General features: G+C 60.0%; 14 protein-coding genes and 2 pseudogenes. 8 read left to right on the forward strand and 8 right to left on the reverse strand.

The genetic code is table 11. The features are described from left to right. Nucleotides 1-186: 186 nt before the first annotated feature. Entirely contained in the window at nucleotides 187-1,875 is a 1,689-nt protein-coding gene (gene cysI, locus VEB01_RS21930; protein ID WP_324879259.1) for an assimilatory sulfite reductase (NADPH) hemoprotein subunit, read from the reverse strand. Between the two features lie 25 nt (nucleotides 1,876-1,900). Continuing rightward, complete coding sequence (locus VEB01_RS21935) at nucleotides 1,901-3,688, reverse strand: assimilatory sulfite reductase (NADPH) flavoprotein subunit (RefSeq protein ID WP_324879261.1); 1,788 nt, start codon at nucleotides 3,686-3,688, stop codon at nucleotides 1,901-1,903. A gap of 11 nt (nucleotides 3,689-3,699) precedes the next feature. Here VEB01_RS21935 and VEB01_RS21940 point away from each other — a divergent pair, with 11 nt between their 5' ends. The 8 genes from VEB01_RS21940 to VEB01_RS21975 all read left to right on the forward strand — a co-directional run bounded on the left by VEB01_RS21940 (nucleotide 3,700) and on the right by VEB01_RS21975 (nucleotide 10,429). Further along, nucleotides 3,700-3,936 (forward strand): hypothetical protein, encoded by a 237-nt coding sequence (locus tag VEB01_RS21940; protein ID WP_324879263.1) that lies wholly within the window; start codon nucleotides 3,700-3,702, stop codon nucleotides 3,934-3,936. Between the two features lie 491 nt (nucleotides 3,937-4,427). Next, a complete protein-coding gene (locus VEB01_RS21945) occupies nucleotides 4,428-5,420 on the forward strand; it encodes a UbiA prenyltransferase family protein (protein ID WP_324879265.1) in 993 nt (330 codons plus the stop codon). Nucleotides 5,421-5,438: 18 nt separating this feature from the next. Further along, entirely contained in the window at nucleotides 5,439-6,089 is a 651-nt protein-coding gene (locus VEB01_RS21950; RefSeq protein WP_324879267.1) for a transmembrane-type terpene cyclase, read from the forward strand. Between the two features lie 228 nt (nucleotides 6,090-6,317). After that, nucleotides 6,318-6,881, forward strand: coding sequence for an Lcl C-terminal domain-containing protein (locus tag VEB01_RS21955; RefSeq protein ID WP_324879269.1), 564 nt, complete (start codon nucleotides 6,318-6,320; stop codon nucleotides 6,879-6,881). A gap of 91 nt (nucleotides 6,882-6,972) precedes the next feature. Continuing rightward, nucleotides 6,973-7,404, forward strand: coding sequence for a hypothetical protein (locus tag VEB01_RS21960; protein WP_324879271.1), 432 nt, complete (start codon nucleotides 6,973-6,975; stop codon nucleotides 7,402-7,404). Nucleotides 7,405-7,582: 178 nt separating this feature from the next. Next, nucleotides 7,583-8,590 (forward strand): diguanylate cyclase, encoded by a 1,008-nt coding sequence (locus VEB01_RS21965; protein WP_324879273.1) that lies wholly within the window; start codon nucleotides 7,583-7,585, stop codon nucleotides 8,588-8,590. Between the two features lie 309 nt (nucleotides 8,591-8,899). Then, nucleotides 8,900-9,403, forward strand: coding sequence for a hypothetical protein (locus VEB01_RS21970; protein ID WP_324879275.1), 504 nt, complete (start codon nucleotides 8,900-8,902; stop codon nucleotides 9,401-9,403). A gap of 240 nt (nucleotides 9,404-9,643) precedes the next feature. Next, nucleotides 9,644-10,429, forward strand: coding sequence for a PEP-CTERM sorting domain-containing protein (locus VEB01_RS21975; protein ID WP_324879277.1), 786 nt, complete (start codon nucleotides 9,644-9,646; stop codon nucleotides 10,427-10,429). Nucleotides 10,430-10,661: 232 nt separating this feature from the next. On the opposite strand, the gene VEB01_RS21980 is transcribed toward VEB01_RS21975, so the two are convergent. The 6 genes and pseudogenes from VEB01_RS21980 to VEB01_RS22000 form a co-directional block, all read right to left on the reverse strand. Next, complete coding sequence (locus tag VEB01_RS21980) at nucleotides 10,662-11,582, reverse strand: TorF family putative porin (RefSeq protein ID WP_324879278.1); 921 nt, start codon at nucleotides 11,580-11,582, stop codon at nucleotides 10,662-10,664. A gap of 132 nt (nucleotides 11,583-11,714) precedes the next feature. After that, complete coding sequence (locus VEB01_RS21985) at nucleotides 11,715-11,978, reverse strand: response regulator (RefSeq protein ID WP_324879280.1); 264 nt, start codon at nucleotides 11,976-11,978, stop codon at nucleotides 11,715-11,717. Nucleotides 11,979-11,993: 15 nt separating this feature from the next. Next, entirely contained in the window at nucleotides 11,994-12,641 is a 648-nt protein-coding gene (locus VEB01_RS21990; protein ID WP_324879282.1) for a sensor histidine kinase, read from the reverse strand. 48 nt (nucleotides 12,642-12,689) lie between these two features. After that, nucleotides 12,690-12,986, reverse strand: a pseudogene (locus tag VEB01_RS23200) (histidine kinase dimerization/phospho-acceptor domain-containing protein); the annotation flags it as partial. Further along, nucleotides 12,961-14,547 (reverse strand): annotated as a pseudogene (locus VEB01_RS21995) (PAS domain S-box protein); the annotation flags it as partial. The pseudogenes VEB01_RS23200 and VEB01_RS21995, both read right to left, overlap by 26 nt. A 60-nt stretch (nucleotides 14,548-14,607) precedes the next feature. After that, complete coding sequence (locus tag VEB01_RS22000; RefSeq protein ID WP_324879285.1) at nucleotides 14,608-15,327, reverse strand: response regulator; 720 nt, start codon at nucleotides 15,325-15,327, stop codon at nucleotides 14,608-14,610. Between the last annotated feature and the right edge of the window lie 99 nt (nucleotides 15,328-15,426).

Genomic DNA, 15,426 nt, shown 5'->3' on the forward strand with positions numbered 1-15,426 from the left:
GGTGTGTGAACGAGCGTATCGGCGCGCACCGAAGATTGGCTCTCCCGTGCTTTCCGTGCCGTCGGTAGCCCGAAGCTGACCGGACCGCCGGAACCCTGGGGTCGTTACAGAGCGTAAACGGTTTTATTGGAGGCGGCGATTGTGGAAAAGTCTTCCGTCCCCGGAGCAGCGGCGGGTCCCGACCATTTAAGGATCCCCGTGAAATTCGCGTCCCGCCTTAATTGCGGATACATAACCGGCGCGGATGACGAAATCGCCGAAAGGCTCTCCCGCCCACCGTTCGCGTGCATAGTGAGCCATGAGAGGACCAAGCGCGGCTACGATCTCGTCTTCCGAAATTCCTTCCCGGTACAGCGTGTTCAAGCGGCCGCCATCGAATCCCGCGCCCAGATAAAGGTTGTACTTCCCCGGAGACTTGCCCACCAAACCGATTTCGCCGAGATAAGGACGCGCACAGCCGTTGGGACAGCCGGTGACCCGAAGGTTAATGGCATCTTTTTCCAATCCCGCTTTTCTCAAAATCGGTTCCAGTCGCGTCAGGAGCGTCGGCAGCCAGCGTTCGCTCTCGGCCATGGCCAAGCCGCAGGTGGGCAAAGCCACGCACGACAGGGCGTGCCGCCTTAAACCGCTCCACTTGCCGGGATCGGGAATCCGATGCCGGTCGAGCAAGGCTTCGATTTTGGGCTTAGCGGCTTCGTTGATCTTGGCGATGATCAGATTCTGGTTGGCGGTCAACCGGAAGTCGCCCTCGTGGAGGGCGGCGATTTCGCGTAACGCCGTCAGCCACGCCACCTCGGGCGTGTCCCTCAAGCGGCCGCTGAGAATGCCGAGGGTCAGATGCCACTGGCCCCGGCCGTCCGACACCCAGCCGAAGCGGTCGCCGGTGCTTTCAAAGCGGAAAGGCCGTGCGGCTTCGAGACGCCAGCCGAGCCGGGCTTCCAACTCGGTCTTGAACCATTCCGTGCCGCGGTCGTCCAGGGTGTATTTCAGCCGCGCGTGTTTGCGATTCGTCCGGTCGCCGAAATCGCGCTGCACCTTGAGCACGTTTTCGGCGACTTCGAGGAGCCGATCGGGCCGGCAGAAACCGATGACTTCGCCCAGACGCGGATAGGTGGAAGGCTCGCTATGGCTCATACCCATGCCGCCGCCCACGGACACATTGAACCCGAGCAGCGCATCGCGGTCGGCGATAGCGATGAATCCCAGATCCTGGGCATAGACATCGATATCGTTGTGCGGGGGCAGCGCGATGCCAATCTTGAACTTCCGCGGCAGATAGTGCTTGCCGTACAGGGGTTCTTCCTCGGCCGGCGTCCCGGCGACGCGCTCCCCATCCAGCCAGATTTCGTGGTAGGCCCGCATCCTCGGAAGCAGGTGTGCGCCGAGGCGCTTGCTCCAGTCGTAAATTTCTTCGTGTAGCGGGGAAAGATACGGATTGTTGTGGCAGACCACGTTGCGGTTGACGTCCCCGCAGGCGGCGATGGTGTCCAGCAAGGCATGGTTGATGCCGGCGATGGTGGCTTTGAGATGCCGTTTCACGACGCCATGGAATTGGAAGGTCTGGCGAGTCGTGATGCGCAGCGAACCGTGGGCATACCGGCGGGCCAGCTCATCCAACTGCAGCCATTGCCGGGGCGTGCAGACGCCGCCCGGCATCCTGACGCGGATCATAAAGCCGTAGGCCGGCTCCAGCTTCTGTCTCTGGCGCTCGTTGCGGAGGTCCCGGTCATCCTGCTGATAAGTGCCGTGGAACTTGAGCAGCTTGTTGTCTTCCGGGGACACGGCGCCGGTCGCCGGATCGGCCAGGCTTTCCTCTATCGTGCCCCGCAGGTAACGGCTGCGCTCCTTGAGGGCTTCGTCTTCACTGGGTTGCATGCGCTCGACTCCCATAATGACTTCCTCAGTACACGTCCCGCTGGTAACGTTTCGAGGACTGTAGTTTCCGGACGTAGTCCTCGGCCCGTTCACGGCCGAAGCCCCCTTCTTTCGCCACGACGGAGACCAAAGCCTCGTGAACGTCCGATGCCATCCGCTGAGCATCGCCGCAGACATAGAAATAGGCCCCCTCCTCCAGCCAGGCGTAGAGTTCGCGGCTTTGTTCGAGCATCCGGTGCTGCACGTAGATCTTGTTGTCGTCGTCACGCGAAAATGCCACGTCGATCCGGCTCAAGAGACCGTTCTTCCGATGGTCGAGCCACTCCCGCTGATACAGAAAGTCGGTGTGAAAGTTCCGGTCGCCGAAGAACAGCCAGTTCTTGCCTCTAGCCCCCATAATCTCCCGATCCGCCAGAAAGGCACGGAAAGGCGCCACGCCCGTACCCGGTCCGACCATGACGATCGGCGTGTCCGGGTCCTCGGGTAGCCGAAAATTGGGATTGCTGTCGATGTATACCGGCACTCGTCCCTCCTCCGCCACCCGCTCGGCCAGAAAGGTGGAAGCGACTCCCTGGCGCTCGGATCCGTGACTCTCGTAGCGCACCACGCCCACGGTGAGGTGCACCTCGTCTGGATTGGCGTTATGGCTCGACGCGATGGAATAGAGCCGGGGCGGAAGTTTCCGCAGCAAGGCGACGAATTGGCCGGCCGTGATGCCCGGCACCGGATAACTCCGCACCACATCAATGATTTCGCGGCCATACAGGAAATTCCGAAGGAGCGACCGGTTCTCCTCTTTGAGAAACTCGCCCAATTCACGGGAACCGGACAGCTCTGCGTACTTTTCCAAAAAGGGGCGGGTGAGCGTGGTGATCTCGTAATGGTGCAGGAGCGCTTCTTCCAGAGTAGTTTCGACGCCGTCGGAACCGGGAACGGTTGCGCTCGGAGTGAGGCCGATGCTATCGATAAGATCGGCCGCCCGTTCCGGCCAATTTGTGGGAACCACGCCCAGAGAATCGCCCGGCTCGTAGCGCAAACCGGAATCCGCGATCGAGAGTTCGACATGCCGCACGTCCTTGGTGGAACCCCGTCCCGTCAAGCGGACGTTGTCCAGCACGGTCGCCGGGAATGGGCGTTTCTTGGAATAGGCGGATACCTGATCGACTGCAGCCGGTATCGATAGCTCTACCCGCGATTCCCGGGATTGGGCCAGGGCCGCCAAGACGCCTTCCATCCAGCTTTCCGCCGCTTCCTCGTAATCCACATCGCAGTCGGCACGGGGATAAAGGCGGGCAGCGCCCAACTCCTCCAGCCGGCTGTCGAAATCGCGCCCGGTCTTGCAGAAGTATTCGTAGCTCGTATCGCCGAGAGCCAGGACGGAAAACTGCAAACCTTCCAGCTTGGGCGCTTTCTTGCCGTGCAGGAATTCATAAAACGGTCGGGCATTGTCGGGAGGATCACCCTCGCCATGGGTGCTCACGATCACGAGAAGGCAACGGTCGCGTTTGAGTCGGGCGCTCCTGTAACTGCCCATGGCCTCCAGCCGCGCCGCGATGCCGCTTTGCCGTAACTGGGCATGGAGCGCTTTGGCGAGTTTTTCGGCGTTTCCGGTCTGCGAGCCAAAAAGCACCGTGACCCCTGGTTGCGGTTCCACGGATTGGAGCGATGGCGATTGAGTAAGTTTTTGCGCGGCGTCACCAAATCCCGCCAGATAACCGCTCGCCCAAAGTCTCTGCTCGGGCGCGAGCTCTTCCGCCAAGCGTTTCAAGATTTCCCATTGTTGTGGGGTCAAAGGGCCGCTGGGCTTGCTCACTGGATTGTCTCTTGAAGGAATTGCTGCCGGAAAAGCGGTTAGACCGGCCCGGATGCCTTTTGCATCGCGATCATGGCCTGAAAGACAAAGTATTCATCACCGCTTTGCCGTTGAAGTTGAATCACCTCTTGAAAGCCATGTTGCAAAGAACGCAAGGGTTCGCCATCACCTCAAACGGCTCAATAAATAAAAAGCCAGTAATCCTCTCGGACGCACTGGCTTCCCGCTGCTCTGTCAGCATGGCTTAAATACATCGGCAGCCACTATATCAAGAACACTATCTTTAAAATAAAGAACAAATTGTCATTTGGTTAAATCCGCCGGCGATATGGCATATCTCATAGGAACATGAGGTTTCCCGCCAGGAACTGCGCCTGCCCCAGACGCTGACTGAAGACGCGCCAGAAAGGCCAACCGAGTCTCTCACTCTCCACCTAACTGCTCCCTCGTCGCTCCGCAAAGGCGCCCTCGCTCGTGACGTGGTCCCCCGCGCCCGTTATTTTCCGATCATGGCCGGATACGGGCATCGGCCACTGAGGCGGCTCCCGCCGGAAACAAAGCCGAAACAATTGGGCCACAACCGAAACAAATCTCTGTCTTCGAGAAATCCTTCAGAAACGTTCCTCCTCTGAAATAGCGCCACGTTTGCGGAACGCAAGAGCCATTGGAGCACTCGGCTCGCAACGAACCGATCAATCCGCCGGATCCGTGACGCCGGCATCTACCGAGGAGGAACGCTATGAACAAGTTCGCACCGACCTTTGCCCTAAACTGCGTATTTTCCGCAGCGATGGTGGCACCCGAGACGCGCAAGCCCTTGTCGAGGCTCGCCCGCTTCGGGCAAATCCTGCTTGACGCATTCGAATGGCTAGCCCGTTCAGGTGTAGTGTTGCCCATCGGCGCCGCGAGTGCGGTTTCGGTGGTTGCCCTGGCCGCGAGCGAGCAGGTTTCGCTTCCGTTGGCCGCCGCCGCATTCCTGCTGGTTTACGCCAGCTATCTGATCGACCATCTCGCGGACGTTGGCCGTTTCGAGGACGGACAAGCTTCAGAACGCAGCCTAAGCTTGGCGCGCCGAAAGCAGCTCTTTTCCGCGCTCGGGGTCGCCGCCTTCGCCGGTGCGGGAGCGATGACCGCAATTAAGGCTGACCCGGTTGCGACATTGCTGCTCTTTTCATTCCCTCTGGCGGTGGTCCTCTACGGAACGCCATGGTTCGGCGTCCTCACCCGCGGCGCCTTCCGCTATCGGCGGCTCAAGGACATTCCGGGGATCAAGGCGTTCTACACCGCTTTTTTCTGGGGACTGCTGATGGTCTACGCGGACCGCTTCATCGATGGACATCAGCCGTCCCTCACCCTGTTCTTCTCTGGCTACATGTTTTTGTCGATGTTCGTGAACACCGTGTATTGCGACTTCAAGGACCTGGAACGGGACCGCTTGGAAAGCGTGGCCACGCTGCCGTTGATGTTCGGCGTCTCCAATACCTTGCGGCTGCTCAAGCTCGTCAACGTCACGGCTCTCGTTTGGCTGATCACATTTGCGGCGGCCGGTTGGATTCCGGTGTGGACGACCGGGCTAGCATCGGTGCACGGGTACGTATCGGGCGTTCTTCACCACGGCGCAAAACTGATGGGGACGGGTGGTCTTCCCGGCGACGCCGCCATCGACGCCGAGTTTGCGCTGTGGCTGCCCTGCGCTCTGCTCGGACTCGGGGTCATGTCGTCCTTCGGCTGAGCGGCAAGGAGCAAAATCATGAATCCGACGGAACAGCTCGTCTACAACGCCTCCTCTATCGCCTGTTTGGGTCTGTGGAGCGGCGCTTATCTGCTCATCATTCGCCGCGCATTCAAAGACCGCGCCTACGGCATGCCGTTGCTGCCTCTTTGCACCAATCTCTCCTACGAATTCATCTTCGCGTTTCTTCTGCCGGACGATCCGCCGCTGAACTATGCGAACGGTATCTGGTTTTTGATCGACCTCGTGATCGCTTACCAGTACTTGCGTTTCGGTCGAAAGGAGTTTCCGTCCGCGTTGCCGCAAAATTGGTTCCTGCCGGCATTCGGCCTGGCGCTGGTCACCATATTCGCGGGCATCCTGGCCATCACTTTCGAGTTTCAGGACTGGCACGGCAATTACACCGGGTGGGGGGATCAACTGCTGATCTCCGTCTCTTTTCCGTACCTTCTGGTGCGTCGGCAAAGCGTCCAAGGGCAGTCGGTCTATATCGCACTATCGCGAATGATCGGCAGTGTCGCGCTGATTCCCGCTCAGTACCTCCTGACACCGACTTCCACCTTTCTGGCCTATGCCTACATAGCTTTCATCGTTTTCGACACCCTCTACATCGCACTTTATCTGCGTCAATGCCGCTTGGACGGAATCGATCCGTGGCGGCGTCTTTGAGCTCAAGGGCGCTATTCGAGACGCGAAGCCTCAGCTAATCAAGTCCGCAGAAAATCGCCGATGTCCTTCTTGCAAGTACTTCGGCGGCGCCTTCCCGGTCGAAACAATTGAAACAATTCTCCGCGGTTCCGGAAATCCTTCAGAAACAAACCGGCCCCATAGTGTCTCGCAAGCCCGCGGCGCGCGGGCGAGTTATCCAAGTTATCAATCGACACGGGAGGCTAAACCATGAACAAAACAACCTTGATCGCCGCCGCAGTAGCCGCGGCCATTTCCGGACAGGCGCAGGCGCTCGATCTGCGGGACTGGGGCAAGAAATACAGCTCGGCGTCCCAGCGGTTCGTAATACTGTCCGAGTTCAACAATGCGGCGGTGCTGGACAAGGAAACCCAACTGGTCTGGTTCAAGACCTGGCCGAACGCGACGACCGAGTGGAGCTCCGCCCGCGACTCCTGCGCCAATAGCAGCGTCGGGGGACGCAAGGGCTGGCGGCTACCCTATCTGCACGAACTGATGAGCCTGATCGATCCTAACGTCGTTCCGGTGACGAACGGTGACACCAAGCTGCCGCAAGGGCATCCGTTCGTGAATTCGGCCCCGCAAAACGGATTGGGCTACGTAGCCTACTGGACCGCCACCTGGGACAAGATTTCCGTGATCAACGCCACCAGTGCGGCGGCAGCCGACATCTGGCGGCTCGATCTGGAAACCGGCAGCACGAGCAAAGGCTCACCGTACGCCGACTACCGCTTCGTCTGCGTGCGCAGCGGCGCGTCCTTGGCGGAGTATTAAACGCTCGCGGCGTAGGCGTTTCGAGTTTGCGCTCATTCACGGGACAGCGTTTCGGCATCCGCCTTAGAACATTTCGAAGAGGAGACAAACCATGACGCTATCGGCACGAAACCCGGCGGGCGCCTACCGCCCGCCGCGCCTGATCCTTCGGTCGTCCTGCCCGAGCCTGTGTCCCGCCTATGGCGCGGCGCTGGCTCCGGGTCTGGAGATTCGTCTAGCGGAAGGGCTCTTCACCGGATCGATCGATCGCCATCCCCTGCGGGAGGTACTGAGTCGATTGTCACCGCTCGTGCCGCTGCAGATAGAACTGCCCGTCGAAAGTTCGGACAGCCTCGTCTCGGCGGAATTCAGCGGGCTTCCGCTGGCGGAGCTCATCGCCCGACTGCTGGGCGACCGGCCCTACGCCTGGATCGTCGATCCCGAAGGCGAGCATTGCCTCATTCTCCCCGCCGCCCGCCGCAGCAATGGTCCAATGGAGAGAGCTCCCCATCACCCGCAAACCGCAACCTTGAGTCACCTATGAAACACCGGGCAAAAGTATTCTCATCTCACGTCGACAAGCGGCCGGAGACCCTCTTCTCTGCCGATATGTCCCGAGTCTTTCTCCGCGCCAGCGTCGCCTATTCGTCGGCTCAGGCGCGGGGAGGGAACGGTTCCGTCCTTCCTTTTTCGGTATGGGTGAAAAGGCAGGAGGGTCCGTGATGTGCCGGCCCATCCCCGACGATTCCAGGCCAGGCAGAGGGGCCGGCGCCGATCCGCATAGCATCGCCGCCGTCGCCCGGGAAGCGGGGGAAAAGGACCCGCAGCCCGATACCCCGGTTATCCTGATCGCCGACGATATGGCCGACATGACGGAAATGCTGGAAGAAACGCTGGGCAAGGAGTTTCGCATCAAAGTCGCCAACGACGGCCGCTCGGCGCTGGCTTTGGCTGCCGCTTCGCCAAAACCGGACCTGGCCCTTCTGGACGTCTCCATGCCGGGCATCGACGGGCTCGAAGTTTGCCGGCGGCTAAAGGCCGATGAGTCCACGCGGGACATTGCCGTCATTTTCCTCACCAGCATGTGCCGCAGCACCGACGAATTGCGGGGTTTTGAACTCGGCGCCGTCGACTACGTCGCCAAGCCGTTTCAGCCTCCCCTAGTTCTCTCCAGAATACGCAACCAAGTCCGCCTGAAGCGGAAGGTGGATTTCATGGAGACCCTCGCCTGCCGCGATCCCCTGACTAGCTTGGCCAACCGGCGGCGTCTGGAGGAAGCGATGGAAACGGAATGGGCGCGCGGTGCCAGGGACCGGAGACCGATTTCGATGCTGATGATCGATGTGGACGACTTCAAGGCCTACAACGATCACTACGGCCACGGCGCGGGCGACCGCTGCTTGCAGGAGCTGGCTACCGCCATGGCCGGCGTTCTGGTGCGGCCGGGCGACATGCTGGCGCGCTACGGCGGCGAGGAATTCGCCGCGTTATTGCCGGACACCGGCGAGCCGGGGGCTCTGGAAGTCGCCGAGCAGTTGCGCAGCCGGGTCGCTGCCTTGGCCTTGCCCCACGCGGCCTCCCGAACCACACCCATCGTCACCGTCAGCATCGGCTGCGCCACCTCCGTTCCGGGGCGTTTGTCCTGGACGGCGCGGGACCTGCTGGAACTGGCAGACCGGGGGCTATATGCCGCCAAGGGAAAAGGCCGCAATTGCATCGCAAAGGCCTGAACCGACATCGCTCAATCCACGGCGTCGCTGCCGTTTTCGACGAGGGCGACCCTTGGCCGACCGCCGGATCACATAACAAGCCTGTTTTCACCCGCCGATCACGATGCCCGTTCATCGGCTGCATCGGCCTTCGCGAAGACACCGGCGGCGCCCAGCCACCACGAGTCAATGCGCTGTTACAAATGAAACAAAAAGGGCATTTTTGGAAATCAGCCAGAAACACTCTTCCTTCGTAATAAGCCCCAGTCCGCCGATTCAGAGGCGGATGGCTATTCAAGCGTTCAAGAAACTTTTACGGAGGAGACATCCATGAAACTCACATTAAAGACTCTCGTTATTGCTTCCGCCTTGGCGGCCAACCTCGCGGCCTCGGGCAATGCGTTCGCTTTCAGCCCATCCGAGTTGGGAGACCGGCCATGGGAGCTCAATTTCGCCGTGGTCGACGTGCTCGCCGGAGCGCAGTCGGCACGCTTGAACCTGGTGAACGTCACGGACAGGCCGGTTCAGTACCATGTCGTCGCCGTTTTACAAGATCCCGAAACCGGCCTCCCGCGTCGCCTCTTCGAAACCGACGGAACCGGCTTCCTGGAGCCGGGCCAGAGCAAGAAACAGGATTTTCATTTTCGACCGGCCTCAACCTTGGATCGGCGCCAGATGCGTATCATGGTTTACACCGGCAATCCGGATGCTGTGAATGAAATTGGCGCCGCAACTCCGGCGATAGCCGCTTCGATGACCCTGATCGACAGCTCGACCGGCAAGACCAGCGGCATCTTCCTTCCGGCGGTACAACGCACAATAGCCGCTCCCTAACGAACAAACCGGAATGGCCGGCAGCACTCGCTGCCGGCCCCTATCGCTAGCGCATTTTCCGGTTTGGTTTAGCGGTCCAGGGGATAGTAGGTCGGGAAAGCGGCTTCGTCGGCAAGGGATTGCCGACCTACTACCTACCCGATCCACACCGCTAAAACCCCGGTTAAAAATGCTCTAACGAGACGCGGATTCCGGTATTCGTCGCATCCCCGGCAAAAGATTTCCATTGGAGCTCGTATCATGAACTACAGCAAATGTACCGAATCAGTCAGCTTATTCATCCACCGGTTATCAGCACCGGCTCTTCTAAGCGGCCTGGCTCTGATGTCGGCACCGGCGCAGGCATTAATCATCGATAACTTCGAGCAGGGCGGTTTCAGTCTCGTCGCCGACCAAGTCAATGATCCTATAAGCATCGAAACTGGCTTGCCCACGTCCGATGTCCTCGGCGGTGCGCGTTGGGCACAAGTGGTACAGAACGGTGGGATCGGCACGGTCGGCATCACCCTCAATACCGGGAGTCCCGGCGATGACGGCGTGTATATCGACACGGTGGCGACACCCGACGCAAATCCCAGCGTGAGCGGCTATCTGCAGTTGACCTATGGCGGCGGGTTGGCCCTGCATGCCGACCTGACCGCCGACGGCGGAAGCTCGTTCCTGGTCACTGTGGGTGCCGCGACTCAATCCACGACCCTGGGCATCGCCTTGTATTCGCAGATCGGCTCTTCGATGTTCGGCCAGTACATCAGCCGAACGATAGCGGCCCCCGGCACGTACGCTTTCGCCTTTTCCGATTTCAGCGCCGTTCCGAATGCCCTCAAAGACGTCGTGCGCCTGGATTTGTTTATCGGCAATACGACCGTGATGGACGAAGCCTTATATTCCCTCCTCGACTTCAGAACCGATGGCGAAGAAATCGAAACGACGGTTCCCGAGCCCGGAGTTATACCTCTCGTCGGACTCGGCGCCGTGGGGATGGCGCTGAGCCGGCGTCGTCGGCCGCGGGCTTTCCGTCTCTGCTAACGGCAAAAAGCCGCTACACCCGTGGAATGGTTTTATTCCAAATCGCTTTCAATATTAATTTTCGTAGGGTGGGTTAGGCCGGAAGGCCGTAACCCACCGATTCGAGGTCGCTCGGTGGGTTACGCTTTGCTAACCCACCCTACAATAAATGTTCACTTGAATGCCGAATGGAATCAAATCTGCGGCGGCTTCCATCGGCCAGCGAAAATCGAAGCCGTCGCTAGGGATTGATTCATTCGTAGTACAGGCTGATCGATCCGATGACTTCGTTCTCCTGCGCAGCGCCGAAGCGGTTGTATCCGCCCAAAATGCCGGTCACACCCAGCGACACCGGCAGCTTGGGAATCAGATAACTCACCTGCAGAATGACATGGCCGAAGGTATTGCTGACGGGCAATTTGCCGGAATAACACCCGGTGACGCTCATGGCGCTGCCTGGAGGGCAATCGGTCTCCAAGTAGGTATCCCGCGTCCCGTAAAACTTTCCTTCGCGGCGAAAGCTGAACCAGCCGAGGGTGGCGTTAAAGTTCAGATTCCAGGGCAGAACCCGGCGATAGTTGAGGGTCCAATAGGTGTCACCCGCGTTTCCCAGAAGGGAATCGTTCATCAGCGTTTGCGAGAACAGGCTGAAGTCGCCGTAGCCGATGCCGACTCTGCTTTCCAGGGTCTCGGCGTGGCGGCTGTTGGTGTAAAGATACCCGGTCAAGCCCCCTATGACCGTGAAATCCCCCAGCGGCAGTTCATAGCCGCCATAAATATCGTGCTCTATCGATTTCTCGTCGTCGAATACGCTGATGCTCCGGTTCGAGTAGGCCTGGCCCAGGCGCAGATAGGAGTAGTTGATCATGGAACCGAAGTAGCCCAGATACCAGCCGCTGGATAGTTTCAAATCGGCGCCCCATTGCAAAACCGGATCTTCGGATTCCGGCGCATCGGCGAACTCGTTGCCCAAAGGCTCTCCATTGAAGTAAGTCGTGGTAAAGCCGCGAACGACGTAACTGGACACTAGATCGACATGGGCACTCAGGTTGTAGAGCGGGGGCGTGCCGGAGGGAAGTTCGCTTGCGACCGCCGACAGCGCCAGCAGCAGTACCAGAAGCCCGAAACCGGCCCGACGCTTTTCCGGGCACAGGAAAATTGAATGAAAAACCAAGTGTCTTTTGTGTCTGTGGATATCGCACGCCGAAGCGGCCATCGATTCGTCCGAGGAAAAAGGCCGCTCACATCAGTGTGCTCCGGGCGGAGCATGGACACCCGCGTCACGGACCGGGGGAACGACGGGTTCTCATTGAACAGCGTTCCCAGTGTCCTCCAATTGGGCGACTTTCTGCCGTACTTCGGTCGGAACAAACGGTTTTTCGATTACCGGGCACCGGGTAGTTTCCAAGAACATCTGCACGTTCGAGCTCAAGGTATCACCGGTGACGAAGATGACTCTGCGCGCCAATTCCGGCCAGCGGCGTTCGATTTCCCGATACAGCGCCGGACCGTCCATCCCGGGCATGCGCAGATCGCTCAGGATCGCATCGTAGCAGCCTTTTTCGGCCATCAGGCGCAGCGCCTCCTAACCAGTCTCCGCCACATCGATGCGGTGCCGGTCGTTCGCCAGGATGTCCGCCAATAAGGCGCTCACTTCCGGCTCGTCGTCGACGATTAGAATCTGTCTTCGGCCGGCGCACGGCTCTTCCGGTCCAGGGATTTCGCCGTGGACTTCGAGGCTCGTGGCGCGGTGCCCCGGCAGCCGAACGACGAACACCGCCCCGCCCTCGGGTGGGCAAGACACGCTCAAGCTGCCGCCATGGGCTTCGACAATACCGAGACTCACCGCCAAGCCCACCCCGGTGCCGCTGCCGACCGGCTTGGTGGTGAAGTAGGGATCAAAGATCCGCGAGCGGATGGCTTCCGGAACGCCGGGACCGTTGTCCGCCACCTCCACCCAAATGGCTTTCGTGTACGGGTCGTGGCAGGAACTGATACGGATGCGGCGGGGTTCGGGCTGGTCGGACAAGGCCTGCTGCGCGTTGACAATGAGATTGATGAAGACCTGGTGCAACTGGTCGGCATCGGCGGCGATCTCCGGCAGGTCCGACGCCAGAGCCGTGACCACCTCGATGCCGCCGGTGCGGAGGCTATAGCTCAGGATTTCCAGGGAATCCTCGATGATGCGGTTGAGCCGCACCGCAGTGTGCTGCGGCGTGTGCTGACGCGCCATCGCGAGAAACGTCTTGACGATTCGGGCGCAGCGTTCGGCGGCGGCGCGGATTTTCTGGGCGGCCGAGAGGGTGGTTTCGTTTTGGGCGTCTTCCTCCAGCATGATGGCTCGCCCCACCACGATGGACAAAGGATTGTTGAGTTCGTGCGCCACCCCGGCCAGCAAGGAACCCATGGCCGCGAGCTTTTCCCGCTGGTACAAGCTGTCCCGCTGGCGGGCGATTTCGGCTTCCGCCTTGATGGCTTCGGTGATGTCGCGGGCGTTGACGACGATGCCTTCCACCGAGGGGTTTTGCAGCTGGTTGGTGGCCGGTGGCCTCGAACACCCGCCATTCGCCACGGCCATGCCGGAGCCGGTACTCAAGGCGTTCGATGGGCGCGTCCGGGTGCTCGAGCGCGGTCCGATAGGCGTGCGCGACTACTGCCACATCTTCGGGATGCACGATGGCAAAGATGGTCTGGCCGATGTAATGGGCCGGCGGAAAGCCCAGAACCGGCTCCACCGAAGGGCTCACGTAGCGGATCACGCCCTCGGCATCGACCACGCTGATGATGTCCGCGGCATGCTCGATCAGAGCACGGAAACGCTCCTTTTCAACGCGCAGGGCAATGTCCCGCTCCGACACCTTCGCGACCATGTCGTTGAACGCATCGGCCAGTTGACCGATTTCATTGCGCGGATTTTCCAGCCGGTTCACGTCCACGACAGGCGCCTCGCCGGAGCCGACGCTCCGGATGGCGCCCAGCAGCCGGCCCAGGGGATAAGCGATTTGGCGTCGCAGGATAATGGTCAAAATCACGAGCAGGAACGCCAGCGACGCGATTCCGCTCCAGAACACCCACTGTGCCGAGCGGAACGCCTGGGCACGGACTAGCGTACCCGGTAGGGTCGAAGCGAAATACCATCCCGTGCTGGGCAACCGGCTGATCGCATAATACTCGTCGATTGCAGACGCCAACCCGGAACGTGGCAGCGCGCTCGCTTCGGTAGCTAGCTTCAGCAATGCATCCAGCCGCCGGTCGTGTGCGTCACGGATGTTAAACCCCTCAAAGCCTTCCGAGATCTGTGCCATGTACGACGGGTCAATGATCAGCCGGCCATCGCCACGGAACACGGTATGACTGGCGCCGGGAATGTCCGACTGGCGGATGCTGGCTTCCAGGTCGTCGAGAATGTCATCGGTGCCGATATTGGCGATATGCTCATCGCCCAGGTACACGGGCGTCACGCCGGAGACCAGAATCTTGCGATAGGCCGGCTCATAATAGGTGCCTCCCCAAACTGTCTTGCGCTGGCGATTGTGCTGGGCATCAGCCAGAAAAAAATACTCGCGTTGATCCAACGCATAGTCCGCTGGCGTCTGGTACACCCAGCGCACGTGTCCGGAGCGTTCGGGATCGTCGTAGCCCATGTTCGCCGGCTCGCTGGGATGCGTGAAGTAGAAGTTGGCGAATTGACTGGTAAAGATTCCCTTATATTTTTCGGACAGATCGAAAAACAGCATCCAGCGCCGCTTGAACTCCGTATCGGGCTGCACCCGGCGGTGAATCCAGCCGCTGGAATAGCGCTCCACATCGGAGAATTTCTCGCTATTGCGCAGTGCGCCGTCCGGATAGCGGCTCATCAGCTCATCGAAACGGCGTTCGGTATCAGGAGAAGGGGGCGCCGTGTAGCGCTCCAGAAAGTCCTTGCGCACGACCTCATGCAAGCCCTTGAGGAAGGCGAAATGGGATTCGTGGTAGCGGGCTCGTTGCACGGCATAGTCCGTCAGCCGCGCCAGGGCTCCTTGCTCGATCTCCCGGTACATCAGGTAATACGGGACGGCACTCGAAAGGGCGACGATGGCCGTCACCCCGGCGGCAATGCGATAAAGCGTGGATCGTGTGAGCGATGTGGAGATGTGCATGGTCGCGATGGCTACTGTTTCGAGGCAATCGGGTTTGGTGGATTTCGTTAATCCCTCGCCTCACTCGCCGTCGGGCACGAAGCGGTACCCTGCGCCGCGAACGGTTTTGATAAAGCGAGGCCGTTCCGGATCCGGTTCGATTTTCTTGCGCACCCGCGTTACGCAAATATCGACGCTGCGGTCGAAAGGGTCCCATTCACGATTCCGGGTCAGATCCAGAATCTGATCTCGCGACAGCACCCGACTGGGATGAGTGGCGAAAACTTTCAGCAAGTCGAATTCCCCGTTCGTGATGGGCAGTTCCCGGCCGTTCTCGTCCAGCAGACGATGACTGTCGAGATCCAACCGACAGCAGCCGAGCCGTACGACTCGCGCCGGTACGGCTGCCGAAGGCGGGTCCGGCTCTTTGACCGAGGATTTGGTACGGCGCAGCACGCTTTTGATCCGCGCCACGAGCTCACGGGGGTCGCACGGTTTGGCGAGGTAGTCGTCGGCCCCCATTTCCAAGCCGACGACTCGATCCACCAAGGAGTCGGCTGCGGTAAGCATAATGACGGCCAGGGTATGGTTTTCTCGAATATGGCGGGCGAGGCTCAGCCCATCTTCGCCCGGCATGGTGATATCCAACACCGCAAGATCGATGGGTTCCCTCCCGATAAGTTCACGCGCCTTTACGGCCGATTCGGCCTGCCAAACCTGAAATCCGTGCTTGCCGAGATATTCGGCCAACATCTCGCGGATGCACGATTCGTCGTCCACCACCAAAATACTGCCATTCATATTCTCAACTCCGCTTAACCCAAAATCCGACGGAGATCGGCAATCGGCTAAATTGCACCGGAACTGCAATCGCAACACAGGCTAACATCCAGCCTATCT

Source organism: Methylocaldum sp. (genome assembly GCF_035627495.1).
Lineage (GTDB): Bacteria > Pseudomonadota > Gammaproteobacteria > Methylococcales > Methylococcaceae > Methylocaldum.